23 protein-coding genes and 2 pseudogenes are annotated in these 25,273 nt (G+C 69.7%); 19 read left to right on the top strand and 6 right to left on the bottom strand.

Features of this window, described 5'->3' with window-relative positions; genetic code table 11:
* Positions 1 to 58 precede the first annotated feature (58 nt).
* Positions 59 to 661: pseudogene (locus tag AB0M79_RS27620) on the bottom strand (IS5 family transposase); the annotation flags it as partial.
* Positions 662 to 722: 61 nt separating this feature from the next.
* A complete protein-coding gene (locus AB0M79_RS27615) occupies positions 723 to 1,274 on the bottom strand; it encodes a hypothetical protein (RefSeq protein WP_364218828.1) in 552 nt (183 codons plus the stop codon).
* Positions 1,275 to 2,244: 970 nt separating this feature from the next.
* Here AB0M79_RS27615 and AB0M79_RS27610 point away from each other — a divergent pair.
* Complete coding sequence (locus AB0M79_RS27610) at positions 2,245 to 2,712, top strand: cellulose binding domain-containing protein (protein ID WP_364218826.1); 468 nt, start codon at positions 2,245 to 2,247, stop codon at positions 2,710 to 2,712.
* Positions 2,713 to 2,989: 277 nt separating this feature from the next.
* Here the strand turns inward: AB0M79_RS27610 and AB0M79_RS27605 are convergent, their stop codons facing one another.
* On the bottom strand, positions 2,990 to 3,403 hold the full coding sequence (locus tag AB0M79_RS27605; protein WP_364218824.1) for a hypothetical protein: 414 nt from the start codon (positions 3,401 to 3,403) through the stop codon (positions 2,990 to 2,992).
* Positions 3,404 to 4,316: 913 nt separating this feature from the next.
* Between AB0M79_RS27605 and AB0M79_RS27600 the strand changes: the two genes are divergently transcribed.
* A complete protein-coding gene (locus AB0M79_RS27600; RefSeq protein WP_364218822.1) occupies positions 4,317 to 5,738 on the top strand; it encodes a WGR domain-containing protein in 1,422 nt (473 codons plus the stop codon).
* 110 nt (positions 5,739 to 5,848) lie between these two features.
* Here AB0M79_RS27600 and AB0M79_RS27595 read toward each other — a convergent pair whose 3' ends face one another.
* Complete coding sequence (locus AB0M79_RS27595; protein WP_364218820.1) at positions 5,849 to 6,283, bottom strand: hypothetical protein; 435 nt, start codon at positions 6,281 to 6,283, stop codon at positions 5,849 to 5,851.
* Positions 6,284 to 6,420: 137 nt separating this feature from the next.
* Here AB0M79_RS27595 and AB0M79_RS27590 point away from each other — a divergent pair, with 137 nt between their 5' ends.
* Positions 6,421 to 6,822: a hypothetical protein gene (locus AB0M79_RS27590; protein WP_364218818.1), complete on the top strand. Its 402-nt coding sequence runs from the start codon at positions 6,421 to 6,423 to the stop codon at positions 6,820 to 6,822.
* A gap of 282 nt (positions 6,823 to 7,104) precedes the next feature.
* Here AB0M79_RS27590 and AB0M79_RS27585 read toward each other — a convergent pair whose 3' ends face one another.
* Positions 7,105 to 7,302, bottom strand: a complete 198-nt coding sequence (locus AB0M79_RS27585) for a hypothetical protein (RefSeq protein WP_364218816.1) — start codon at positions 7,300 to 7,302, stop codon at positions 7,105 to 7,107.
* Between the two features lie 206 nt (positions 7,303 to 7,508).
* Between AB0M79_RS27585 and AB0M79_RS27580 the strand changes: the two are divergent.
* From AB0M79_RS27580 to AB0M79_RS27565, 4 genes and pseudogenes are all read left to right on the top strand, one after another.
* A pseudogene (locus AB0M79_RS27580) lies at positions 7,509 to 7,712 on the top strand (helix-turn-helix transcriptional regulator); the annotation flags it as partial.
* Between the two features lie 244 nt (positions 7,713 to 7,956).
* The gene (locus AB0M79_RS27575) at positions 7,957 to 8,265 is read left to right on the top strand and encodes a DUF6244 family protein (RefSeq protein ID WP_364218814.1); all 309 of its coding nucleotides are present in this window, start codon (positions 7,957 to 7,959) and stop codon (positions 8,263 to 8,265) included.
* 131 nt (positions 8,266 to 8,396) lie between these two features.
* Entirely contained in the window at positions 8,397 to 8,720 is a 324-nt protein-coding gene (locus AB0M79_RS27570; RefSeq protein WP_364219007.1) for a DddA-like double-stranded DNA deaminase toxin, read from the top strand.
* Complete coding sequence (locus AB0M79_RS27565; protein WP_364218812.1) at positions 8,707 to 8,925, top strand: hypothetical protein; 219 nt, start codon at positions 8,707 to 8,709, stop codon at positions 8,923 to 8,925. The genes AB0M79_RS27570 and AB0M79_RS27565 overlap by 14 nt, the downstream gene beginning before the upstream one ends.
* Before the next feature lie 360 nt (positions 8,926 to 9,285).
* Here AB0M79_RS27565 and AB0M79_RS27560 read toward each other — a convergent pair whose 3' ends face one another.
* The gene (locus AB0M79_RS27560) at positions 9,286 to 10,452 is read right to left on the bottom strand and encodes a M14 family zinc carboxypeptidase (protein WP_364218810.1); all 1,167 of its coding nucleotides are present in this window, start codon (positions 10,450 to 10,452) and stop codon (positions 9,286 to 9,288) included.
* 963 nt (positions 10,453 to 11,415) lie between these two features.
* On the opposite strand from AB0M79_RS27560, the gene AB0M79_RS27555 reads away from it, so the two are divergent.
* From AB0M79_RS27555 to AB0M79_RS27500, 12 genes are all read left to right on the top strand, one after another.
* Positions 11,416 to 13,569 carry a fibronectin type III domain-containing protein gene (locus AB0M79_RS27555; RefSeq protein WP_364218808.1) on the top strand — a complete coding sequence of 718 codons (2,154 nt, stop codon included), beginning with the start codon at positions 11,416 to 11,418 and terminating at the stop codon, positions 13,567 to 13,569.
* A gap of 388 nt (positions 13,570 to 13,957) precedes the next feature.
* Complete coding sequence (locus AB0M79_RS27550) at positions 13,958 to 15,100, top strand: acyl-CoA dehydrogenase family protein (protein ID WP_364218806.1); 1,143 nt, start codon at positions 13,958 to 13,960, stop codon at positions 15,098 to 15,100.
* Positions 15,097 to 15,993 (top strand): MaoC family dehydratase N-terminal domain-containing protein, encoded by an 897-nt coding sequence (locus AB0M79_RS27545; RefSeq protein WP_364218804.1) that lies wholly within the window; start codon positions 15,097 to 15,099, stop codon positions 15,991 to 15,993. The genes AB0M79_RS27550 and AB0M79_RS27545 overlap by 4 nt, the downstream gene beginning before the upstream one ends.
* A 2-nt stretch (positions 15,994 to 15,995) precedes the next feature.
* A complete protein-coding gene (locus AB0M79_RS27540; protein WP_364218802.1) occupies positions 15,996 to 17,291 on the top strand; it encodes an acetyl-CoA hydrolase/transferase C-terminal domain-containing protein in 1,296 nt (431 codons plus the stop codon).
* Positions 17,291 to 18,487, top strand: coding sequence for an acetyl-CoA C-acetyltransferase (locus AB0M79_RS27535; protein WP_364218800.1), 1,197 nt, complete (start codon positions 17,291 to 17,293; stop codon positions 18,485 to 18,487). The genes AB0M79_RS27540 and AB0M79_RS27535 overlap by 1 nt, the downstream gene beginning before the upstream one ends.
* A gap of 97 nt (positions 18,488 to 18,584) precedes the next feature.
* Positions 18,585 to 19,499, top strand: coding sequence for a CoA-transferase (locus AB0M79_RS27530; protein WP_364218798.1), 915 nt, complete (start codon positions 18,585 to 18,587; stop codon positions 19,497 to 19,499).
* 1 nt (position 19,500) lies between these two features.
* A complete protein-coding gene (locus tag AB0M79_RS27525; RefSeq protein WP_364218796.1) occupies positions 19,501 to 20,295 on the top strand; it encodes a CoA-transferase in 795 nt (264 codons plus the stop codon).
* Between the two features lie 93 nt (positions 20,296 to 20,388).
* On the top strand, positions 20,389 to 20,592 hold the full coding sequence (locus AB0M79_RS27520) for a hypothetical protein (RefSeq protein ID WP_364218794.1): 204 nt from the start codon (positions 20,389 to 20,391) through the stop codon (positions 20,590 to 20,592).
* 28 nt (positions 20,593 to 20,620) lie between these two features.
* Positions 20,621 to 22,174, top strand: a complete 1,554-nt coding sequence (locus AB0M79_RS27515; protein ID WP_364218792.1) for an ABC transporter substrate-binding protein — start codon at positions 20,621 to 20,623, stop codon at positions 22,172 to 22,174.
* 77 nt (positions 22,175 to 22,251) lie between these two features.
* On the top strand, positions 22,252 to 23,271 hold the full coding sequence (locus AB0M79_RS27510) for an ABC transporter ATP-binding protein (protein ID WP_364218790.1): 1,020 nt from the start codon (positions 22,252 to 22,254) through the stop codon (positions 23,269 to 23,271).
* Complete coding sequence (locus AB0M79_RS27505) at positions 23,258 to 24,337, top strand: oligopeptide/dipeptide ABC transporter ATP-binding protein (RefSeq protein WP_364218788.1); 1,080 nt, start codon at positions 23,258 to 23,260, stop codon at positions 24,335 to 24,337. Before AB0M79_RS27510 ends, AB0M79_RS27505 begins: the two co-directional genes overlap by 14 nt.
* Positions 24,331 to 25,272, top strand: coding sequence for an ABC transporter permease (locus AB0M79_RS27500; RefSeq protein ID WP_364218786.1), 942 nt, complete (start codon positions 24,331 to 24,333; stop codon positions 25,270 to 25,272). Before AB0M79_RS27505 ends, AB0M79_RS27500 begins: the two co-directional genes overlap by 7 nt.
* The last annotated feature ends 1 nt before the right edge of the window (position 25,273 follow it).

The raw sequence follows: 25,273 nt of genomic DNA, 5'->3' as shown, positions 1-25,273 counted from the left end.
TCCGGTTTAGACCGGCTTACGCGCCTGCGGCAAAGCGAGGGCGCGCTTCATGAGCGGTTCAGAGCCACTCGTTGATCGCGGCGACGTGGATGGTTGCCTGGTAGCGGACGGCGAGCCTGTCATAGCGGGTGGCCAGGCCTCGGTGACGCTTGAGCCGCTTGATGCCGCACTCCACGACGTGGCGCTGCTTGTAGATCTCGGGCTCGAAGTGCGGTCGACTGCCCTTCGAGCCCCTCCTACGCCGGATGGCGGCCTGATCGCCCTTGATAGGGATCGTGGCTCTGATTCCACGTCTTCGCAGATGCTCCCGGTTGGCGGTCGAGCTGCATGCCTTGTCGGCCACGACCCGGTGAGGGAGGGGGCGGGGACGCCCGCCCCCTCGGCGCGGCACTCGGATGCGCGCGAGGGCCCGAGTGAACTGCGGGCTGTCGCCGCGTTGCCCACCGGTCACCACCACCGCGAGCGGCTTCTGGCCCGGTTCGCAGCCCAGATGCAGCTTGGTGGTCAACCCGCCACGAGAACGACCGAGGGCGTGGTCGGCGGGTTCGTCCTCGACGCCGCCGGGCGGCTCCTTCTGCTCCTACGGTCGAGCGCGGGTGACCGTCGAGTCGATGCTGACATCCCAGTCGACCAGTCCGGCCGCGTCGGCACTGGCGCGTGTCTGGATGTGCCGCTGGCCGGGACCCCGTAACGGGGTCCCGGCCAGCGGGGTGTTTGGTGTGTCAGCTGGTCCAGTGTTCGGCAACCAGGTCGGTGGCCTGGGTTTCCCACTGCGCGTAGTGGTCGGGGAAGGCGGAGACCTGGACGGTCTGCGCGGCCTCGGTCAGTGGCATGTCGTGCCAGCCGTCAACCTGCTTGAGGCCGTTGAGGAACGCGGTGGTGGCGTACTCGGGGTCGGTGATCTGCTCGACGGTGCCCCAGCCGGACGACGGTCGCTGCTGGAACAGGCCCTGCGAGTCGTGGTCGTTGCGCTCACCCAGGTGTCCCAGGTTCTCCAGCTTCGACTCCTGCAGGCTGGTCGCGATCGCGATGACCGCGGCGCGTTCGTCCATGCCGTTCTTCTTCGTCGCGGCGATGATGGCCTTGACGTTGTCGGTCTGTTCGGCGCCCAGGGTGATCTGGGACTGCTCGCCCTGCACCGCGGTGGTGGTGACGGCGGCGGGGCGGGTCTGCGGCGTCGCGGCGCTGGCGGCGGTGACGGGGCCGGCGATGACGCCGGTGGCGAAGGTCAGGCCGGTGATGCCGAGAATCGTCTTACGCAGGATCGTGTTCATGGGGGTGCTCCGTTCGTGGGGGGATGACGCCGACTGGGGGAGGTCGGCGTACGGGTCCGCGAAAGGTGCGGTGGGAAAGGCTGTGGGGTCACCCGTTGGTGCTCGGGTGGGTCGGGGATGTGTAACGACCGGGGGTGGTCGTTCATTCCAACCGACCTGCCCGGAGGCTGAGCTCACGGGGCGGTGGTGCTGGGTGCGTCGCGGATGTGTAACGACCGGGGCCGGCCGTCATTCCGTCGACGTGGTCCGGGACCGGGAGGTTCGTTGTCCTGCTCGGTCCGCCAGGGTGTGTAACGACCGGGGCCTGGCCGGCATTCCGCCGGCCGGGCTTGACCGGCTACGCGGGGTGGGTCGTAACGGACATCGGGCGCATCGGTCCCGCTGGCCGTCGAGAGTGCCGTCCGCGGATGTGGCTGCGTGGAGCCGTACCGGGGTTTTCTGTTATTGGGTGGGCGGTTATGTAGCGTGTGGTGTGGGCGAGTGCGAGTTGGGTGGTTTGCGGCGGCGTTGGATGGTGTGGGTGATGTGTTGCCGCATGGCCGGGGTGACGTGGCTGTAGATGCCGCGGATGCCGGGTACACGGTGGTCGAGTCGCTGGGCTCACTGATGTCAATGGCCAGTGAGATCGGACTCTGACACGGTTTCGGCGATCGCGACTGGTCGATGGTGGATTATGTGTGGTGTCCAATGCTGGAGTCTGCGGCGGGTTCCTTTCGCATCTGTCCAGGTTGTGGGTGACGAACGTATCGGCGATGGGTTCGACGGTACGGATGTACGCCCAGAGGCGTCGAAGTCGCATAGCGCCGGCTGCCCGCTCGCGTCGCGTAGGAGGTCGGGGCCGCAGGCTTGACAATCGAAGATGATCGATTAGTGTTGGTGCCTGCGAGGCGAACCGGACAATCAGCGGCGACTGGCGCCCCTCGTTCCGCCGCGCTGCCGTACGCCGATCTCCGGAGGAATCGCAGCCACCATGAGACTGAAGAGCAGCCTTCTCGGTGTCGCCGCGGCGGCTGTAACGCTGGCCGCCGCCCTGCACGGCGCCAGCGCGCCGACCACCGTGCCGGCCAGCACGGCTCTGCCGGCCAGCACCGCTGTACCGACCAGCCCGTCGCCGACCGGGGCCGCCTGCAGCGTCCGCTACTCGGTCTACACCTGGGACACCTACCTGACGAGCAGCATCACCATCACCAACACCAGCGGAACCCCGATCACCTCCTGGGTGCTGAAATTCCCGCTGCCCGCCGGACAACGCATCACCAGCGGCTGGAACGCGGTGTACTCGCCGTCCAGCGGCAGGGTCACGGCCCGTGGCCTCGACGACCACGTCATCATCGGGCCGGGCGGCGCGATCGCCATCGGGTTCGTGGCCACCCACACCGGTGGCACCGACAGCCCGTCCTCGTTCACCCTCAACGGGACGCCCTGCTCACTCGGCTGAGCCGCCGATCAGTCAGGGCGGCCGGGGCGGGCTACCGTTGCCGGCAAACGGCCGCCGGGCTGGAGGCGGGTTCCGGCACGGCGGCTTGGTTTGCGAGTACGGCGGGTTGAGTTTGTTGACGCGTTCGGGCGCCGGATGTCAGTTGCTTTCAGCGCCACCGACTTCCGGTCGGAGTCGGTGTCAATGAGTTTCGGCGCCAGTCGCGGTGACCCTTGCACGCGGAAGGTCGACCAGGCCGGCCAGACGCTACTGCCGGGCAGCGGGGCGGGCGCAGAGGTCAGCCGGTCACGGTCCATCCGAGGCTGTTGCACCCCGGGCAGTACAAGGCCCACTCGGGTTCCTGTCCATCGCGCCAGGGCAGGATCATCCCCTGCGAGAGCGTCACCTTGCCCCGGCCGCAGCATCGGTCGCAGGTGGCTGCGAGTTGCGGCCGCAAAGGCTTCAGGTAAGCAAGTTCCGGATACTGCTCAGCGGCTCTGGCCAGCGCGAAGTCGTGCTCGGCTTGATCGGCCAGCCGCAACGGGCCGTCCTCCTCGTCATTCATGACGACATCGCCCGCCGGGGTCAAGTACATGACGGGTCCCAAGCTGTTGAACAGGGGGAGGTGCCCTGGACGGGCAAGGCCGCCACGCCAGTCAGGTGCTTGGGCAGTCTCCTCGATCAGTCGATCGATCAGTTCAGCGTTCGTCATGTGACTTCCTGGGGCGCAGCATACGAAGCAGCCGCCAGCGCGTCGCGCGTTCCCGCGCGAATGCCTTTCACGATCGTTCGTGCTTCTTGATCGACACGCGTACTCTCACGCTTTGGATTGTTGGCATGCCTTGACCTTGGGTTTGTTACTGGGTATGAGCGCCACCGGACAGCGGCCTCGATCGGGTGAGTCGATGTAAGCGAGTTTCGGCGCCACCGGTGCGCTGGGAGTATCGGCTGGTCGGGGACGGAGGTCCGCCGATGCCGCGGATGCCGCCGATGTCGAAGATGTCGAAGGTCGAACTGTTCGCGGCGATTCGCAGGGGCTCGCGAGCGGGTCGGCTACCGCGTGACCGGGCTCGACGACGCGGATAGATCCGCCGAGCTGTCGTTCGCGGTCCGTGGCCTGACCATCGCGGCCGTGGTCAACGTGGCCAACGGCGTCAAACTGTCGGTCACCGAGGATCCGTCGACCGGCTCGTTCAGCGCGGCGATCGGCACGACCGGCACTCAGAAGGCCCTACAGGCACAGATCGTCGCGACCGGCCCCGACAGCAACGTCGTACGAGGCCAGTGGAGCGCCACGACACAGGGGTCACCGGTCAACGGGACCATCAGCATCCCTCTTCACGGCCGGCGTGAACCTGGACCCGGTCGTGCAGCTGCTGGAGCTGGACTCCACCGGCCTCGACCAAGCCACCGCCGACCGCCGCAGCCGCGTCATCCCGCTCTGACATCGGCTGGTCCCCGGTGCGGCCGGCGGGGTAGCACAGGTCGCACCAAGGTCCGGTGGGGACCTGCCGCTCGACCCGCGCCTCAGACGCAAGGCCGAGGTGCGGATCTTGTCGGTGGGAGCGGTTAGCGTGGGCACGCCACCCGGTCAGGGCCGGCGCCGACCCCCTCGGAGGACCCGCATGTCGCAGGAGACGACCTACCTCGAACTGTCCGAATCGGACGGTGGAGCGCACAAGTTCTACGAGGTGGTGGTCGACGACACCACCCTGACCGTGAGCTACGGCCGGATCGGCGACCAGGGCCAGGTGAAGACCACCGGCTACCCCGACAATGCGCGGGCGCGGGCCGCCGCCGCGAAGAAGATCGGCGAGAAGGTCCGCAAGGGGTACGCCCCGGCGGTGCGCGGCGTGCGCCAGAAGCGGTCCGTCTCCCGGCGGCAGATCGTCAGCACCCGCTCGACCGCCCGCACCGCCCCGGTGCTCTGGCGGTACAACTCCGGTGCCCCCGCGTTCGGCATCTTCATCGACGGCCGCACCTGCATGGTGGGCAACGAGCGCGGTGTGATCACCACGCTTGACCACGACGCCCGAGTTCTGGACCAGGTCCGACTCCCCGACGGGGTCAAGTGCATCGTCGCCGACGACGCCTGGATCTACGCCGGCTGCGATGACGGCAACGTCTACGACCTCTCCGGCAAGATCCCCCGGGTGGCGTACGCCATCGCCCCCGACATCGACATCTACTGGCTGGACATCCACGACGGCGTACTCGGGGTCTCCGACGCCGACGGCGGCATCGCCGCCATCGACCACGAGGACGAGTTCCTCTGGCGCCGGGGTGGGCGCGGCAAATCGGCCTGGATGGTCCGCTGCGACACCGACGCCGTCTACCACGGCGACTCCACCGGCGTCAGCCGGTACGACTGGCGCACCGGACAGGAGCAGTGGCACATCCGTACCGGCTCGGTGCTGTTCGGCTGGCAGGAGCGCGACGCCGTCTTCGCCGGCACCGCGACCCGCGAGGTGGTCCGGATCGGCAAGAACGGCCGCGCCGCCCAGACGTACCGCGCCGACGCGCCGGTCTTCTCCTGCGCCACCGCCGAGGACGGCCGGTACGTCTTCGCCGGCGACAGCCAGTCCTCGATCTACTGCTTCGCCGCCGACGGCACCCGGCTGTGGAAGCTCGGCACCGGCTGCGGCTCGGCGTACTCGATGCAGTACCACGACCAGCGGCTCTACGTGGTGACCACCAGTGGCCAGCTCGCCTGCATCGACGCCAGCGAGCCGGCGATCCGGGCGGCCGAGGAGGGCAACGTGCCCGACGTGGTCGACGTCAAGGCCCCCACCCGGATGCCGGAGCCGGCTGCGGTGACCCAGGTCGAGGTGGTCGCCGACGCCAGCAACGGCGTGATGGTGGAGTGTGTGGAGGAGGGCGGCCGGCTGCGGGTGCACGTGCTCAGCACCGGCTACCACCGGGACTGGTCGGTGCAGTTCCCCAAGGGCATCCGCGAGCCCGGGGCGCGCTACCTGGTCACCGACGTCCGCGAGGCCGGCCGGGGCGGCTTCTACCGCGCATACGGCGACATCCGCCGCCTGCGGTGACACCAGGGACCCAAGCCCCCCGAACCTGCCGGCTGGCGTCGCGCGACGGTCCCACCAACGCGGGAATTGACCGAGGGCTGAGGGATCAGCCCTCGGTACGTCGTCGACGCTCAGGACGATCTTGCCGCGGTGGGATCCCTTCTCGGCCGTCTCGTGTACGTCGGCTGCCTTCCGGCCGGAAGGGAGAACAGCCCCGATCGGCACTGTGAACCGGCCCTGGATGAATAGCTGGGCAGCACCATCCAGGTCGTGCCGGCCGTCGGGCTCGTCGGCCGGTGGACCCTCGGAGAAACGGACGCCGTGCGCATTTGCCGGCGTGCCGCTTTGAGTTCGTCAGCTAGCTCCGGCATGGGGTTAACCGCCGGCTTGGTCCGCTCGGCGAGTAGCTTGTCGATCTGCATCTGCGTCATCCGGCGGTGCACTCGGATGGTGCCGTCACCCTTCGACAGGTGCTCAATGCGGCCCTCCCGGCAGCCGTGCTCAATCGAACGCAGGGACAGATCGGTCTTCTCGGCGACCTCGGGGAGGGTATAGGTGCCGCTCATGAAAAGAAGACGGTCGAGGCGAGATTGCCGAGGCGGTGCGTCCCTCTGGAGGTAGCTGCCGTCTTGTCGGGTACCGGACATCATGGGCGCCTGGTTAGGGGACCGACATCGCCTGCGGGCGCCGGTACGGTGCGTCGATGGCCAACCACCGGATGCGACCCGTGCTCGTCCTGGCGGCAACCCTCACCGTCAGCGGCTGCTTCGCCAACATCCCCGAGCCCGACCGGAACGAACGCATTGATGCCGAGTGCAAGACCGTCGGAGCCGGCTACGCCCTGTGGACATCCAGTACGGTTCTGCCGAAAAGCGCACTGGCGGCCGACGTTCTTACTGAGGGCGATCTAGACCAGCTTGAGCAGGATGCGGCCATCTTCAAGGCGATAGTTCAGCCCTACACGGGCAAGGAAATGCAGGCCCTTAAGACTGCCATCGTCGACACCGAGACAGCGGCCCATGCTGGCGCCACTGGCGGCCTTTATGAGGCTGTTGAGGCCACTCACGCCGCCTGGTTCGAGTACGACGCTTTCGTGTGCAGCTAAGACGTCTCGTAACTCCGTGAAAGCCCGGCCAGGTAACGGGTCGATGTTCGGCCGGCGAGGATGATGTTGTGGAGATGTGCGATGCCGGAAGCGGTGTCGGCCAAGGTGCGGGCGGCACGCCGGTAGCTCTGGTAGCGGGAAGTGGTGCTGACCAGGGGCGATGTAGGCCGTGACCTCTTCTCGGAGCCGGAAGCCCGTCTCCCTGTCAGCGGATGGCGAGCCTGCCGCATCCATTGTGGGTGCGGCAGGCTCTTGCGGTGGCCGCTGTTGGGGTGTTCTGGGTTACCGGTCGTCGATGAGGGTGTTGAGCTTGTCGAGGATCCAGATGGCGATGATGGCGGTGGTGGCGGGGCCGACTTCGGGGCCGGTGTAGCCGAGGTGGGCGGTGATGGTGTCGGCGATGGTGCCGGCTGTGGCGCCGGTGGTCATGGCGGTGGCGGTGATCAGTGCGGTACGGGTGGTGAAGGGTTTGCGGGGCATCGCGTCTCTCCCGGGGCATCTGTGGTCTGGTTGCTGTCTCAGTAGAGCCCGGGAGGGGTGTTCGGTGAGCCGGAGGCGAACGCCGAACATCAGGCTGGGCAACAACCTGCCCCGATCGGGCTCCACTGTGGCTGGCGGGACCGAACAGACCGAACAGCGGATGAGGCGGGTCGATACCCTGCAGGGGTGCGACTCGAGGTGATGCGGTGAACGCGACTTTGCCAGGCGGCGACCAGCAGCAGCAACTGCTGGACCTGGTCGCCGAGTTGCGGTTCCGGGCTAGAAAGCCGGCCTGGCTGAAGGTTGCCAAGAGGGCCGGGATCTCGCGTAGCCATCTCAGCGAGATCCTCAGCGGTAAGAGCATTCCCAGCGAGGGCACGACTGTCGCGATAATCAAGGCGTTAGGGGGCTCGCTGAATGAGCAGGAGCGGGCCTGCGATTACGCGGAGGCAGCCGCCAAGACTCGCCGCGCAGCCGCCACCGGTACCCGCCGTGAGGCCGCATGGACGGTGATGGCGGGGCAGGCCCCGGAAGGGCCTTTGTCGCGGCATCGGGTAGGGATCGTGCCGCGGTTGGCCGACTGTTTCCAGACCCGTGACGCGGTCGGGGTTCTGAGTGAGGTGACCGCTGACGGGGGTACGGCGGTGCTGACCGGTGCGGGGAACGGTCTTGGCTGCCGTCCCGCGGCAGTCGACCCCGCAGGAAACCGTCGCGATGCTCCGCCCAGCGATGGAGAAGCTCAACGGGATCCATGCTGGGGTCGGTGGTTGTATTGGGCAGGTCGACCAGGCCAAGCAGATTGCCGCGGCGGTCCTGCACGGTGGCGATCCTGGGCCTCTGCTGGCCAGGCTGGATGCGATCCTTCAGGTCCTGGCCGGGGTTGGTCAGCACGTCGACGCTGTCAGGGAGCAGATCGAGGCGGCGATCGGCGAGGCGAGAAGGACCGGTAGCTCGGGAGACTGACTTCGGGTGGCGGACAGAGGGTCGTCCCGGCACCCGTGACAGCACCGGCTCGAATACCACCGAACCGTTCAGCAGTCGAAGAGATCCGTCGGTACGTCGGGCGGGATGTGGCCGCAGGGCGTTTGTACGACGTGGACGGGCGACCGCTGACGCCTCTCGTCGGACCGGGTGACACCGGTGCGGCGGAAGATCTTGCCGAGCCGCGCCGGTCGATGCGTTTCGTTCACCACGTGGAGTCGAACGCGACCGCGTACATGCGCCGGCACGGCGTGCGCTCGGCGGTTCTCTACATGAACATGCGTCCCTGTCAGGGCGAGGACGGCTGCACCGAGAACCTCAAGGCGACGCTGCCGGTAGGTTACCGGGTGACCGTCTACCAGGTGTACGGCAACGGGTCCGTGCGTCTGTGGGACTTCAAAGGGACCGGGGAGGGGCTGACCGATGATCGACGCTGACGACCGCCAAGTGTGGGCCGACCCCGCAACCCTGGCCGCGCTGAACGAGCGGGTGCACGACCTCGACACGCACGAGCTGACTGCCTACGCCGCGTCGCGCGGCGTCCGGCCGCCCGACGACCGCCCTGGCTGGTACATCGTGCTGGAGTATGCCCCCGATCTGACGGAGCGCGGTCTGTTCTGGGTCGGCCCCGACGACGAGTGACTATCGCGATGTCCGGATAGGTGGCGATACGGAAGCCCGGTTGCTGGTGCCGGGGCGCATCTTCCCGGAGCATCCGGCCGCGAGGAGGGCTCCCCGGCTGCTGGCGTGCGTCACGCCCGGACACCCTGACCCGGATCTGGCGCGACGCGCACAAGGTCACCGACGCCATGCTCGCCCTCGGCAAACGCTGGTGTACAGCCCTGGGCGTCGACCCCGACACCGCACCACCCCGGCGGCATGACCGTCACGGCGAACCCTGCCGGCGGCCTCACGACGCCCGGAGGCCACCCCCCATCGCTGGGAGGTGGCCTCCGGGCGTGATCAGCCGGTGCGGCTGGCTGCCGTACCGGCTCTACGGCCTCACCAGTACTTGGGCAGCTGGTAGAAATCGGCGTGGTTCAGGTTGTCGACGGACCCGTCCGCCATCCGCTCGGCAATCCCGACGATGCCGGCCTCGACGGCCTTGGTCAGCTGGCCCTTCTGCTTCTGGCCCCAGGCGTGGGACTGGCCGCGCACCTCGAACAGGACGGTCGCGCTGCCGTTGAGGGCGAACGCCGACCGGGCCTGCCCGGCGTAGTCGCGGTCGAAGCTGTACCCGTCGGCGACCTGGTAGTGCACGTACTGGCTGACCCCGCCGACGAACGGCGAGTTCTGGGCGTTGCCGTTGCCACCGTGCTGGATCATGCCCTGGGCGGCGGCAAGCGCGTGCCGACGGGAGCTGTCCTGGTCGAGCAGCGGCCAGTCGGCGTACCGCGGGTTGCCGTCGATCTCGGAGCCGAGCGGCGGAAAGTCCAGGGCCACCGTCACGTACTGGTCGCTGTCGTTGTTCTGGTTGCACGGGCCCATGTGGTGCAGGTCGACGTAGGTATCGACCTTGCCGAACTCGTTGCGCAGGTCGACGTACAGGTCACGCAGCGCCCGGGACTCGTTGGTCACGAACATGCCGGGGAGGGTCTCGTTCGCGGGCCGGGTCGCCGGCGACGGCTCGGCGGTGAGGTCCGCACTGAAGTCGCGGTTGACGTCGAAGCCCTGTGCGCCGTTGCTGTAGTAGTACGGCGGAGTCGTCCCGGCCAGCTGCGGGAACTTCTCGACCGCCTCGCTCCACGGGAAGTCGTTCTGCCGACGGTTCAGCTCCGCAGCGTCGGGGTTGAACTTCGGGACGGCGACGACGGTCAGGTTCTCGCGGATCAACTGGGCCTGCGGGCTGCCGCTGGACCCGAGGGTCTTGAGCATGCTCAGCAGCGCCTCGGTGCCGGTCTTCTCGTTGCCGTGGATCTCGCTCGTGATCAGGAGCACGCGGTCACCTGTGCCGACCCGCGCCGCGTAGATGTCCCGGCCCCGCTGGGACTGTCCGATGACGTCCACGTCGACGCGGCCGTGGCTGGTCGCCTCGATTTGGGCGAGTTGCTTGCCGAGTTCCTCGTAGTTCGTCCAGCCGGAGGCGGAAGGATTACCGGGCAGATTCTCGCAGTTGGCGTTTCCGTTCTCCGCTGCCGAGGGCGGCGCGAACAGGGTTACGGCACACATTGTTGCGACAGTTGTCGACAGCAAAAGACGTCGGTTCATCAGATCTCCTCTAGGTGAAGAAGTTCAGTGTCCGGTTCATCATTCGGGCGTCATTCGGTTGCCCGGCTCCCTTGATTAACCTGCTCCTTCTGAGTGCACATCGCCTGCGTACGGCCGGTTCGGTGAGGTGGCCACGCCAATTGACGTATGGCAAACCTAAAGTCCTCGGTGAATTGGATCGCTCCCAGGCGGAGCCACTTGAGAAAATCTTGAGTTTCATGGCGGTCGAGGTGGTGCCGCGTTGGTTTACCCCGGTCGGACCCCAGACCTCAGGCCCAATGCCGCTTCCTTAAGCTCAGTGTGTTCCGTCGTGGCTGGGGGAGCCTCGTATCGTCAGGGCGGCGCGGGACAGGTTGCCGGATCGGGTGGCGATTGGGGTGTTGACCAAGACGTTCCGCCGGAACCCGCTTCACCGACACCGCACCCGACACCGTCCTCAGCTACGGCGACCTCATCCTGGTACTGCCGAACCGGTACCGGACACGTTCCGGGAGGTGCCGGCGCAGATCGAAGGCCGGTTTTGCTGCTCGTGTTGACCCTCGACCGGCAGATCCCGGTCCAGTTCGACCACCACTCCCAGGCGCCGGCGTGGCGGGCCCGCACCGTGGCCGCCCTCAAGACCCTGCACACCTACCCACCGCCCGAGCCGCCGGCGGTGACCCCGAGACCGCCCCGGCCGACCTGCTCGCATGGTGCCGCGCCGGCGTGGTCCTGCGGAACCGTCGGCGGCCCGCCACCGTGGGCAGTCGCCCGGCGGGACGCAAGAGGTCCTGAGTGGTGTTCCCCACATTGTCGGCGAACCGATAGTCGTCGGCCGTTCGGAGATCCACATGACAGCCTCGGCATGGCCGACGCCTGTCCAGAATGGATGGAGCGGCTCGGGCGGTCCGGGGGGCGCCGCCCTCTCCACAAGAGAGGGAGCTAGTGAGAAGACGTATCCGTGCCGCGATGTTCGCGGCACTCGCCGCGACGGGGGGACTCGTGGTGCAGGCGACACCTGCCCACGCCGGGCCCTTCTGCGAACGGCCGGACCCGCCGCCGGCCTGCGACCCCGGTGGCCCCGGCCTGCCCCCGATCGGCAGCCTGAGCACGGCGACCCGGGTGCCGGCCGGTATCCAGGTGACCGGCTGGGCCGAAGACGCGGACGGCGGCAACGTCCTGGTCAACATCAGCATCGGCGGCCGGAAGGTCGGATCGGTGACGACCGCCGCCAACGGCCAGTTCGCAGGCACCGTGCCGGCGGTGGCCGGCGCGAACGTGTGTGCCACCGCGATCAACAACGGTGCGGGCCACGACGCGGGGATCGGCTGCCGGACGCTGAACGTCGCGGTCGACCCGGTCGGCGTGCTGGAACCGCTGGAGCGGGCCGGCACGTCGCTGACGCTGCGCGGCTGGGCCGTCGACGGCGACACGAACGCCGCCGTCGAGGTCCGGGTCTACCACGGTGACCAGCTCGTCGGCGGCAAGCTCGCGAACCAGCAGCTGCCCGGAACGTTGGCCGACTACCCGGCGTACGGCACCGCCCGTGGCTTCAGCATCTCGGTGCCGGAGCGGCCGACCGACGGCGACCACACCGTCTGCGTACGGGCCGTCAACGTCGGAGCCGGTGCGGACAAGGTGCTCGGGTGCCACACGTACTCGGTGCGGCACAACCCGTTCGGCGCCCTCGACGAGGTCACCCGGGTCGGCGACAAGGTGCGGGTGCGCGGCTGGTCGGTCGACCCCGACGAGCCGGCGACCCCGACCCAGGTCGACCTCTACCACGACGGCACCTGGGTCCGTAGCGTGATCGCGGACGGTCACCGTTCCGACCTGGACCCGCGGTACGGCACCGCGCACGGCTTCGACATCGCGGACCTGCCGGCGATGATGGTGCCGGGACCACACCGGATCTGCGCGTACGCCATCAACCGGTCCTACGGGACGGTCAACACGGAACTCGGCTGCCGGGAGTACACGCTGCCGGCACCGGTCGTCGCGCCCACCATCCTGCCGTTCGGCAAATGGGGCATCAAGGCGACCAGCATCTCGTTGGGCTGGCGGGACAACTCGACCACCGAGGACGGCTACCGGGTCGAGCGGTCGGTGGCCGGTGGCCCGTGGACCGAGATCTGGCGTGCCAACGTACCGGCGACCGGGACGACCGACCGGGACCTGACCCCGGGCACCCGCTACTGCTACCGGGTGATCGCGTTCAACGTGGTCTCCGAGGCGGCGGCGGAGGTCTGCGCCACGACCCTGCTGCCCCGGCTAGCCAACCCGACCGGGCTGACCGTGACCGGCCGGACCGACTCGACGATCACGATCAGCTGGCAGGACAACGCCGACAACGAGGCCGAGTACGTCGTCGCCTGGCGGTCGGTCGGCAGCACGAACCCGGCCACGACCGCGGTGCTGGCGGCGAACCCGGGAACCGGCCAGATGACGTACACGATCACGGGTATGAGCGCCACGACCCGGTACGACTTCGGCGTCTATCCCCGCCGGTCCGGCCACGAGCTGGGTTCGTCCGCCGACGGCACCGCCTGGACCACGGGCCGGCCGAAGGTCGACCACTTCACCTCGTCGGCGACTGCCGTGCACGCGTGCGCCAACACCTCGGTCAACCTCACCTGGCGGGTGACCGGGGCGGACCGGGTGGTGGTCAGGAGGGGCGGTACCACCCTCTCCGACATCCCGTACGGCGGTGTGGGCACCTGGGAGGGCAGCGTCGGGGGTGGCACGCACGACGGCAACGTGACCTACACGCTGACCGCGTACGCCCCGGACGGCCGCACCTACTCGACGGACCTCACGGTGGCGCGGACCAGCAACCACCCGTTGCTCGCCGCGCTCGACTTCGAGAACGTCGGCTACCAGACCCTGGAGGCGTGGTACAAGGACATCAACGGCAACCTGCTCCAGCGGGCCGCCACCATCGCACCCCGTAGCCGGCTCATCATTCCGCTGTCACACTGCAACCTGGTACGGCTCGAGGTGATCGACCCGAGGACCGGGTACGTCGCGTGGCGGCATCCGACGGGAGGGATCATCCTCGGCCACCACGAGGGCTTCATCCAGACGGGGAAGGGCGCCTGACCTGATCTGACCGACCCACCGGGGCCGGTGGGGCCGCCTACGTGCGGTTCCACCGGCCCTTCGTCGTACCCGGGATGGCTCGGTGTCCACAACAGAGTTCTGGACTGCGATCCGGTCCGGTGTGATGACCGAGGACGCCGCCGTGGCGGGCGGGCGTGTCGTCGCCGGTCGGGTTCCGGTGGTTTCCGCCGGTCGCCACCGGCGAGGTCGCCCCGGATGGTCCGACCCTTCGTGTACGCGTACGCGCACTCCGCAGCCGATGCTGCGCTCATGTCAAGGGGCGGGCGTCCGCCTGTGGTGAGCCACTTGTTCTCGCGGCATGGCCTCTTGACGTGCCCGTAACGTGGAGTCAATATATGGCTATGATGCGCATGGATAGGGGTCGGACGTGACGGAGGAAGAGAGCGAGATCGTCGACACCGTGGCCCGCTTCGTCGATCGCGAGGTCCGCCCGACAGTCCGGGACATCGAACACGCCAACGACTACCCGGAGGCGTTCATCGAGGAGATGAAACGTCTCGGGATCTACGGCCTGCTGGTTCCCGAGGAGTACGGCGGTATCGACGCGTCGATGGAGTGCTTCGTCGCGGTCACCGAGCAACTGGCCCGCGGCTGGATGAGCCTGGCCGGCGCCATGGGTGGGCATTCCGTCGTGGTCTACCTCCTGCGCACGTTCGGGACCGCCGAGCAGCGGTCCAGATACCTGCCAAGCCTCGCGACCGGGCAGATCCGGGCGACGATGGCGCTCACCGAGCCTGGCGGCGGTTCGGACCTGCAGGCCATGCGCACCGTCGCGACCCGGCACGGTGACGGCTTTCTGGTCAACGGGACCAAGACCTGGATCAGCAACGCGCGGCGGGCCGGGCTCGTCGCCCTCCTGCTCAAGACCGATCCCGCCGCGCGGCCCGCCCACAAGGGGGTGAGCGTGCTACTCGTCGAGCCAGCGCACGGCTACACGGTGTCACGGGATATCCCCAAGCTCGGCTACAAGGGCGTCGAGGCGTGCGAGGTGGTGCTCGACGACGTGTTCGTACCCGGGGACGCGGTCCTCGGCGCCGCAGAGGGCGCCGGCTTCGCACAGATGATGCGTGGCCTCGAGGTGGGCCGGATCCAGGTCGCCGCCCGCGCGCTGGGAGTCGGACAGGCCGCGCTGGACGACTCGATCAGCTACGCACAGGAACGCGAGACCTTCGGCAGACCGATCTGGCAGCACCAGTCGATCGGCAACTATCTGGCCGACATGGCGACCAGCCTGCGGGCGGCCCGCCTGCTGACCCTCGACGCGGCCCGGAAGATCGACTCCGGCGGGCGTGCCGACCTGGAGGCCGGGATGGCGAAGCTGTTCGCCAGCGAGACGGCGATGCAGATCGCCCTCGACGCGGTCCGCGTCCACGGCGGCTACGGCTACTCGACCGAGTTCGACGTCGAGCGGTACTTCCGGGACGCCCCACTGATGATCGTCGGCGAGGGCACCAACGAGGTTCTGCGCACCGTCATCGTCCGACAGTTGATCGAACGGGCGAACCGGTGACCGGCCCGGACCCCGCCGCGCCGGGCTTCGCGGCCGGGATCGAGGCGTGGCGGCCGCCAGACATGCACGAGCACGACACCATCACGGCCGGTCCGGCCGCCGGCTTCGCCGCCCTGCTCGACCAGCCGTCGCCGGTACGCGCCGACGGCGACCTGTTGCCCCCGCTGTGGCACTGGTTCTACTTCCCGGTCCACCATCCGCAGGCGGCACTGGGCCCGGACGGCCATCCCCGGGACACCGGCTTCATGCCACCGGTCGACTACGGCCGCCGGCTGTTCGGCGGCGGCCGGATGTGGACGTACGGCGGGCTGCGCTGCGGCGACGAGGTTCAGCGCCGTACGTCGGTGGCAGCGGCGCGGACCCGGACCGGGCGCAGCGGCGAGATGCTCATCGTCACCTTGCGGTCGGAGCTGTCGGTGGCCGGCGAACTGCGAATGGCTGAGGAACGCGAGGTCGTCTACCTGGCCGACCCCCGGGGCGCCCGCCCCGAACGGTCGGATCCGAACCGGCCGGTCCCCGGGCAAATGGTGCCGGCCGAGCCGGAGCCGACCTGGCGGCTGTCGATACCGCCCGATCCGGTGCTGCTCTTCCGGTTCAGCGCGCTGACCCACAACACCCACCGGATCCACTATGACCGCTCCTACGCCACAGACGTCGAGGGACAACCGGGGCTGCTCGTGCACGGGCCGCTGCTGGCGTTGCTCCTGCTCGAGCTGCCGCGCCGGCACGAGGTACCGGTCACGTCGTTCGACTGGCGGGTGCGGCGACCGGTCTTCGACCACGAGACGATCGAGTGTCGCGGCGACCGGTCCGGCGACTCGGCACGGCTGTCGGCCTCCGCCGGCGGAGGCGGGGACCGGGTATCCGGGCAAGCCACACTGGCCGGCGGTTAGCCGTGCCGACCGAGATCCCGCTCGCCGATCTGGACCTACGACGCCATGTCCGGGCCGGTGACACGGTGCTGTGGGGGCAGGGCTGCGCCGAACCGCGGCCACTGGTCGAGCGGCTGCTGGCCGACCGGGCGGACATCGGCCCGTTCCGGTGCTTTCTCGGCATCCCCGCCGCCGACACCGTACGCCCCGAACACACCGACGTGGTCTCGTTCGTGTCCTACTGCGGTACCGGGGCCAACCGCGAGCTGATCCGGGCCGGTCGGCTCGACATCCTGCCCGGCCACTACTCCACGCTGCCGCAACTGTTTGCCTCGGATGAGTTCCGCATCGACGTGCTACTGCTTCTGGTGCCGCCGCCCGACCCGGACGGGACCTTCCGGTACGGCCTCGCGCAGGAGTACCTGACCGCCGCCCTCGCGCGCGCCCGCGTGGTGATCGCCGAGGTCAACGAACTGGTGCCCCGGGTGGAGTGCGGCGGCCGGCTGGACCCGGACCGGATCGACGTGGTCGTGCCGACGCGGCGACCACCGGTCGAGATGCCGTCCAGGCCGCCGGCGCAGATCGACCTCGCGATCGCACGCCGGGTGGCGGAACTCGTGCCCGACGGGGCGACGCTGCAGGTCGGTCTCGGCTCGCTTCCGTCGGCGATTCTGGCGCAACTGGCCAATCATCGCGACCTGGGTGTCCACTCCGGTCTGGTGACCGACGCGGTCGTGGACCTGATGTCGGCGGGCGTGGTGACCGGCCGACGCAAGACCGTCGATCGCGGCAAGGTGGTGACCGGCCTGCTGATGGGGACCGAGCGGCTCTTCCGGGCCGCCGGACACGATCCCGCCTTCCAGTTGCGGGAGACGACCTACACCCATGATCCGGAAGTGCTGGCGGCCCAGCACCGGTTCGTCGCGGTCAACTCCGCGCTGCAGGTCGACCTGACCGGGCAGATCAACGCCGAGGAGGTGGGTGGGGAGTACGTCGGCGCGGTCGGCGGCGCGGTGGACTTCCTGCGCGGGGCGCGGCGGTCGCTCGGCGGCGTACCCGTCGTCGCGCTCCCGGCCACGTCGCGGGGAACCTCGCGGATCGTCGTCCAGTTGAGCGGGCCGGTCAGCACCGCCCGCAGCGACGCCTGCGTGGTGGTTACCGAGCACGGAGTCGCCGACCTGCGCGGGCTCACCCTCGACCAGCGCCGCGAACGGATGCTGGCGATCGCCGCGCCGGAACACCGGCCCGCCCTTGCGGAGTCGCTTCGGGCGTCGGCGTCGCCCGCACGGTCGGGAACCACGAGAGCAGGAGGTCGATGATGAGGCGAGCCGCGATCGTCAGCCCGCTGCGTACCCCGGTCGGGGTGTTCGGCGGGGCGCTGCGTCCGGTACCGGTGGAGGACCTCGCCGCGACGGTGGTCCGCGCGGTCGTCGAACGGTCCGGCGTTGATCCCGGATCGATCGGGGACGTGGTGCTGGCGCAGTCCTACGCGAACTCGGAGACACCGTGCGTGGGTCGCTGGGTGGCGCTGCACGCCGGCCTGCCCGAACACGTTCCGGGGCTGCAGATCGACCGGCGCTGCGGCGGCGGCCTGCAGGCGGTGGTGACCGCGGCGATGATGGTCCAGACCGGTGCCGCGGACTGTGTGCTGGCCGGCGGCGTCGAGTCGATGAGCAACATCGAGCACTACACGACCGACGTGCGCTGGGGTCGGCGGTCCGGCGGCTCGGTCCTGCACGACCGGCTCGACCGCGGCCGGCAGCGGTCGCAACCGGAATGGCGGCACGGCCCCATCTCGGGAATGATCGAGACGGCGGAGAACCTGGCCGCCCGATACGACATCTCCCGCGCCGAGTCCGACGCGTTCGCGGTGGCCAGCCACCGGCGCGCCGCGGCGGCCTGGGCGGCCGGCCGGTTCGACGCCGAGGTGGTGCCGGTCGAGGTCCCGCGCCGCCGGGGCGATCCGGTGCCGTTCGCCACCGACGAGGGCATCCGTCCGGACACCGACGCGACGGCGCTCGCCGGACTCCGGGCGATCCGGCCCGGTGGCACGGTGACCGCCGGAAACGCCGCGCAGCAGAACGACGCGGCGGCCGCCTGCCTGGTGGTGGCCGAGGACGCCCTCGACCGGCTCGGCCTGGAACCGGCCGGGTTCCTGGTCGGATGGGCGGCTGCGGGCTGCGATCCCGCGCTGATGGGAATCGGGCCGGTGCCGGCGACCGCCCGCCTGCTCGCGGCGACCGGCCTGGAGTTCGACGACTTCGACCTGATCGAGGTCAACGAGGCGTTCGCATGCCAGGTGCTCGGCGTGCTGGCCGAGTGGGGCCTGCGAGACGACGAGCGGGTCAACGTCAACGGGGGCGGGATCTCGCTCGGTCATCCGATCGCCGCCACCGGCGTACGGATCATGACCTCGCTCCTGCACGAGCTGCGCCGGCGTCGTGGCCGGTACGCCCTGGAGACGATGTGCGTCGGTGGCGGGCAGGGCATGGCCGCCGCGTTCGAGCGGGCCTGACGCCCGCCCGCGTCGCCGGTACCGAGCCGACGGTGCCGGTCCGACAGATCGTCCGAATCGAACAACCGGCGGTTGCGTGCCGGTGGGAGGTGGTGTCATGCCCAGACGGGTGCCCCGGATGTCCATGCGCGAGCTGGTCGCGGACCTCGTGCCGGACGGGCAGCAGTTGTTGATCGGCGGGTTCGCCTTCGGTGACCCGATGGCGCTGGCGCACGAGATCGTCCGCCAGCGCCGGACCGGCCTGGACGTGCTCAAGACCAGCGGGGGAGTGCTGGTCGACCTGCTGGTCGGCGCCGGCTGCGTCGCCGAACTGGCGTTCTGTCACGTGTGGAACTCGGTCGGCCCCGAGCCGGCCCACGCATTTCGGCGGGCGGTCGAGGGCGGCCACCCGAACCGGCCGGCGATCGAGGAACTCAGCTTCGGCGCGATGACGATGGGACTGGCGGCCGGTGCCCTGGGCCTGCCGTTCATGCCGACCACCCCGGTCACGCTCAGCGGCCACGACCTGGTCCGCCGGCGCTGGCCGGACAAGCTCGGCACGGTCACCTCGCCGTTCGGCGACGGTGAGCTGGTCAGCGTCGCACGGGCGATCACGCCCCGGATCGGGATCTTCCACGTGCAGCGGGTCGACGAGTTCGGCAACGGTCAGGTCTTCGGTCCGACCGCCGAGCTGCGGTATGCGATCGGGGCGTGCGAGCGGATCGTCCTGGTAGCCGAGGAGGTGGTGGCCACCGAGGTGGTCCGGGAGCGGCCCGAACTCACCGTCGTGCCCGGCTTCGCGGTGGAGGCGGTGGTGGTGGAGCCGTGGGCGGCCCATCCGACCGACAGCTCCGGCTACTACCGCCGTGACCTGGACCACCACATCGACTACGGGGCGGCGACCGCCACCGTCGAGGGATTCGAGGACTACGTGCGGGACTGGATCGACGGCACCGACGACCATCCGGGTTTCCTGGCCCGGCTCGGCGGTGACCGCCTGGCGGCGCTGGCATTGCGGGACCGGTGGTGGTGATATGTCGACCGTCCACCCGTTCGAATGGTTCCTGATCAACGCGGCCCGGGAGTTCCGGGACGGCGAGGTGACCTTCGTCGGCTTCCACTGGCCGATGGTCGCGGCGCGCATCGCGCGTCACCTGCACGCACCGGACCTGGTCGTGGTCTACGAGTGCGGCATCGTCGAGGACCGCCTCACCCCGCAGCTGTCAACCTCGCCGTCGGACCTGCGGGCCGCGGTGGGCGCGCCGATGTGCGGCGGCAGCATGGACGCCCTCTATTCGTGGCTGGGGCGTGGCCGGGTGGCCCGTACGTTCCTCGAGGCGCCGATCGTCGACCGGCGGGGCAACGTCAACACGACCGTGGTGGGCGACTACGACCGGCCGACCGTACGGCTGCCCGGCTCCGGCGGCGGGACCGAACTGGGCAGCCTGGGGCGTGGCCTGGTGCTGCTGAGTACCGGTGACCGGGCCCGGGCGTATCCGGAACGGGTCGACTACGTCACCAGCCCCGGACACCTGTCCGGGCCGGGGGAGCGGGAACGGCTGGGCTATCCGGCCGGTCGCGGCCCGGAGGTGTTGTTGACACCGCTCGGACGGCTCACGTTCGACAGCCGGGAGGGCTTCGTCCCGGCGGCGCTGCGCCCCGGGGTGTCCTGGCAGGAGGCCCGCGCCTGCTTCCGGTGGCTGCGGGAGGAGCCGGGCGAGCTGTCGGAGCTGCCGGAGCCGACCGCCGAGGAGGTGGCCGCCACCCGGCACGTGTTGCGCGAGGCGCGGGAGATGCGCTACCGGCTGCCGGCGGACCTGCCGGCCTGACGCGGCGGGCGGCGGCCGGTGGCTCACTGAAAGTTACGGGATGTTACAGCCGTATGTCGTTGACTTGCAAAATCTATGCATACTATTCTCATAGTGGCCGAGATCACGAAAGGCTCGGCGACGTCCGGCATGGACATCTGTGCTGGTCAGGACACCGTACGAGACATTCGGCCGGCTCAACGTAACGAGCCGACAAAGGTTCAGAACTTCCGGCGGACGGTGACGCTCCGGCGCGGTGCACCGCTCGTCGTTCGACCGATCGACCCGCCGGAAGTGGTGCTGTCGAGGACCGCGTGACGCGGTCGGCGCACGAGGGAGACAACCCATGAGATACAAGTCGCGGTTGCTTGTGTCCCTGATCGCCGTGAGCCTGGCCCTGGCCGGCTGCGGCGGCGGGGGCGGGCAGCACTCACCGTCAGGCAACACGTCCGGCGGTGCCCTGGACCGCTCGGCCGAGCTGCGGCTGGCCACCAACGCCTTCGGAACGAGCTTCGACCCACACCTGTCGCGCAACTTCGCGACCGACGTGCCGTGGGACTTCCCGATCTACGACCGCCTGCTGTCGTTCGCCGACAACAAACTGGAACCGATGCTCGCCGAGTCGTGGGAGCTGGCGGACGACCGCCGAACCCTGACGATGAAGCTGCGCTCCGGCGTGACGTTCCACGACGGCACCCCGTTCAATGCCGAGGCCGTCGCCGCCAACATCACCCGCGGCAAGGAACTCGAGGGCTCCACCGTCGCACGGGTCTTCGCCCTCATCGACTCGGTGCAGACGCCCGACGCCGGCACCGTGGTCTTCAACCTCAACGGCGACGGCAGCCTCCTGCCGTACAGCCTCGCCGACATCCCCGGAGCGATGATCAGCCCGGCGGCGTTCGACGGCAACGTCGCGCAGCAACCGGTCGGCGCGGGACCGTACAAACTGGTGAGTTCGACCAGCGACAGCGCCACCTACGAGCGGTTCGACGGCTACTGGGCACCCGACCGGGCCAAGGTCGCGAAGATCACCTACCGGTCCATTCCCGACGACAACGCCCGCTTCAACGCGCTGCGTACCGGGCAGCTGGACGTCATGCAACTGCCCGCGACGATCTTCCAGCAGGCGCAGGAGCTGGAGACGCGGGGGCAGGCGAAGATCGAACGGGCGCTGGGCTCGGCGGTCATCGGCATTCTGCTCAACACCAAGCACCCCCAACTTTCCGACGAGCGGGTCCGGCGCGCGCTGAACCTCGCGGTCAACCGCGAAGCGATCAACGACGGCCTGATGGAGGGCGAGTGCGTACCCGCACTGCAGCCGTTCACCGCCGCCAGCATCGGCAACGACCCCGCACTCGACAGCCAGATCCGGTACGACCAGGCCGAAGCCCGGCGACTGCTGGCCGAGGCGGGCGTGACGAACCTGGTGCTGCGCACCAACGTGGTCGGGGTCAGCCCCTACACCGAGATCGCCCAGGCCGTGCAGGCCCAGCTCGCCGAGGTGGGCATCACCCTGGAGCTGACCAACGTCCCCGGCGGCGAGGCCCGCGCGGAGTGGCGCAAGGGCGGCTGGGACGCGTTCTCGGCACTGATCACCGCAGGCGTCGATCCGGCACTGACGCTCTCGACCTCCTACCTCGCCACCGACGCGGTCGGTGGGCCGGCGTCGCCGGAACTGACCGCCCTGGTCGACGAGTCGGCACAGTTCGCCATCGGCAGCCCGGAACGCGCGTCGGCGATGCAGAAGATCAGCGGCCACCTGACCGGCTCGCCCACCCACATCATGGTGTGCGCGCCCCAGTTCGGCTGGCTGACCGGCACGAACGTGCAGGTCGAGCCGGGCGCCTTCTACTCCTACTCGTACATCTTCGACCCGACCCGACTCGGCATCACCGGCTGATCCGAACGGGCGGAAAGGACGGCGCGGGACCCCGACGGCGAGCGGTCGGGGTCCCCGTACCGGGGACAGGAGACGGGATGGACGACGAGACCCGGCCGCTGCTGGAGGTGTCCGACCTCAGCGTCGACTTCCAGGGGGCGGCCGGCTGGACCCGGGTGCTCGACGGCGTCAGTTACGACGTACGCGCCGGTGAGGTGCTCGGCATCGTCGGGGAGTCCGGCTGCGGCAAGACGGTCTCCTCGCTGGCCGTCATGCAGTTGCTGGACCTGCAGGGCGGCCGGATCGCCGGTGGCGACATCCGCTACGACGGCCGGAGCCTGCTCGGCCTCGGACGCCGGGAACGGGACCGGATCCGGGGCGCCGAGATCGCGATGATCTTCCAGCAGCCGATGCGCAGCCTGAACCCGGCGTTCACCGTCGGGCACCAGATCGCCGACGTGGTCCGGCACCACACCGGATGCGGCCGCCGGCAGGCGTGGGACCGGGCGGTCGAGATGCTCTCGCTGGTGCACATCCCGTCGCCGCAGGAGCGGGCCCGGGCCTATCCGCACCAGTTCAGCGGCGGCATGTGCCAGCGGGTCATGATCGCGATGGCGCTGGCCTGCTCGCCGAAGATCCTGATCGCCGACGAGCCCTCGACGGCCCTCGACGTCACCGTGCAGGAGCAGATCCTGGCGCTGCTACGGGAACTACGGGACCGGCTCGACCTGGCGATCGTCATCATCACCCACGATCTCGGCGTAGTGGCCGACCTCGCCGACCGGGTGGCGGTCATGTACGCCGGCCAGGTCGTCGAGCAGGCACCGGTCCTGGACCTCTTCGCCGACCCGCAGCACCCGTACACGGCCGCGCTGCTGGCCGCCGTACCGACCGAGGTGCACCGCTCCGAGCGGTTCGTGTCGATCCCCGGCCGGGTCGCCCTGCCCGGCGAATGGCCGGCCGGCTGCCGCTTCGCCACCCGCTGCCCGGTGGTCGACGGCGAGCGGTGCACCGACCATCCGCCACCGGTCCACGTCGACGGACCCCGGTCGGTGCGCTGCGTACGCGTCGGCGAACCGGCTCTCGTCAAGCAGGGAGTTGTCCATGGTCGCCGTTGACGGCGCGAACCCGGCCGGACCGCCGGTGATCGCCGCCCGCAACCTGCACAAGACGTTCGTCACCTCGCGCAACCTGGTCGGCCGGGCGGTGCGTACGGTCCCCGCAGTGCAGGACGTGAGCCTGGCGGTGCACGCCGGCCGCACCCTCGGCATCGTCGGCGAGTCCGGGTCGGGCAAGTCGACCGTCGCCCGGCTGCTGCTGCGGCTCATCAAGGCCGACCGCGGCTCGGTGTCGGCCGGCGGAATCGACGTGAGCCGCCTGCGGCGCCGCGAGCTGCGCGCCTGGCGGCGTAACGCCCAGATGGTGCACCAGGACCCGTTCACCTCGATGGACCCGCGGATGCGGGTTCGCGACTCGGTCGCCGAACCGCTGCACGTGCACGAGCCCGGTCTGGGCCGTGACGAGGTCCGGGCCCGGGTCGACGACCTGCTGCGCAGCGTCGGCGTCGATCCGGGGCAGGGCGAGCGCTACCCGTCCGGCTTCTCCGGCGGCCAGCTGCAACGGATCGCGATCGCCCGGGCGCTCGCGCCGGGCCCGTCGGTCCTGGTCTGCGACGAGGCGGTGGCGGCGCTCGACGTGTCGATCCGGGGCCAGATCCTCAACCTGCTGCGGGACCTGCAGCGCGAGCGCGGTATCGCGCTGGTGTTCATCTCCCACGACCTGTCGCTGGTCCGGGCGATCGCCCACGAGATCGTGGTGATGTACCGGGGCCGGGTGGTCGAGACCGGTGACGCCGAGCAGGTCTTCGCCCACGCGGCACACCCGTACACCCGGCGGCTGCTGCACGCGATCCCGGTCGCCGACCCGGTACGCCAGCGCGAACGGCAGGCGACCACGACGGAACCGGCCACCGGCCCGGCGCCGGTGGCCGGCTGCCAGTACGCGCCCCGCTGCCCGCTGCGGATCGACCGGTGCGGCGCCGAGCCGCCACCGCTGGTGGACAGGCCCGACGGTGGCGCGGTGGCCTGCTTCGTGGCGTCCGGCACGCGGGACGGCACCGGTGGCGGGCCGGCCCGTGCCGGCGCCGGTCCGGTGCGGGTCGAGAAGGGGCCAGCGCCGTGCTGAGCGTCGTCGGCCGGCGGCTGGCCACCATCGTCCCGATGCTGCTGATCCTCATCCTGGGCGTCCTGCTGCTGATGGACCTGACGCCCGGCGACCCGGCCGCCATCGTGGCTGGCGACAACGCGACCGCGCAGGACATCGAGGAGACCCGGGAACGGCTGGGCCTCAACGACTCCATCTTGGAACGCTACGTCGGCTACCTAGGTGACCTGGCCCGGGGCGACATGGGCACCTCGCTCTACACCAACCGGCCGGTGAGCGAGGCGATCCTGGCGGCCTTGCCGGTGACCCTGTGGCTGACCTTCCTCGCCCTGGCCGTCGCGCTGCTCGTCGCCGTACCGCTCGGGGTCCTGGCCGCGGTGAAGCGGGGCAGCGCCTTCGACCGGATCGTCTCGTCGGTCTCCGCCGGCGCGATGGCGGCACCACCGTTCGCGATCGGGCTGCTGCTGGTCACCGTCTTCGCGGTGAACCGGTCCTGGTTCCCGGCCGGCGGCTACGTGGCGCTGGGCGAGGATCCGACGGGCTGGGCGTTGAGCGTCACGCTGCCGGCGCTGGCCCTCGCCGTCGACCCGGCGGCCGAACTGGTCCGGCAGACCCGCGGGGCGGTGGTCGACGTGCTGGAACGCGACTACGTACAGACCGCGGTGGCGATGGGCATCCCGCGCCGGGTGGTGATCGCGAAGTACGCCGGCAAGAACGCGGCCGTACCGGTGGTGACCGTGCTGGGGCTGCAGGCGGCCCGGGTGCTCGGCGGCGCGGTGGTCATCGAGCTGATCTTCACCTTGCCGGGGCTCGGCTCGGAGGCGCTCAACGCCGTCCTCTACCACGACTATCCGATGATCCAGGGGATCGTGCTGGTCAGCGCCGCGCTGATCCTGCTGATGAACCTCGTCGTCGACGCCTCCTACACCTACTTCGACCCGAAGCTGCGGGGGTGAC

Source organism: Polymorphospora sp. NPDC051019, from assembly GCF_040683055.1.
In the GTDB taxonomy this organism is placed as follows: Bacteria; Actinomycetota; Actinomycetes; order Mycobacteriales; family Micromonosporaceae; genus Polymorphospora; species Polymorphospora lycopeni.
The sequence above is the reverse complement of the archived record's forward strand: the minus strand, read 5'-3'. Positions and strand labels throughout refer to the sequence as shown.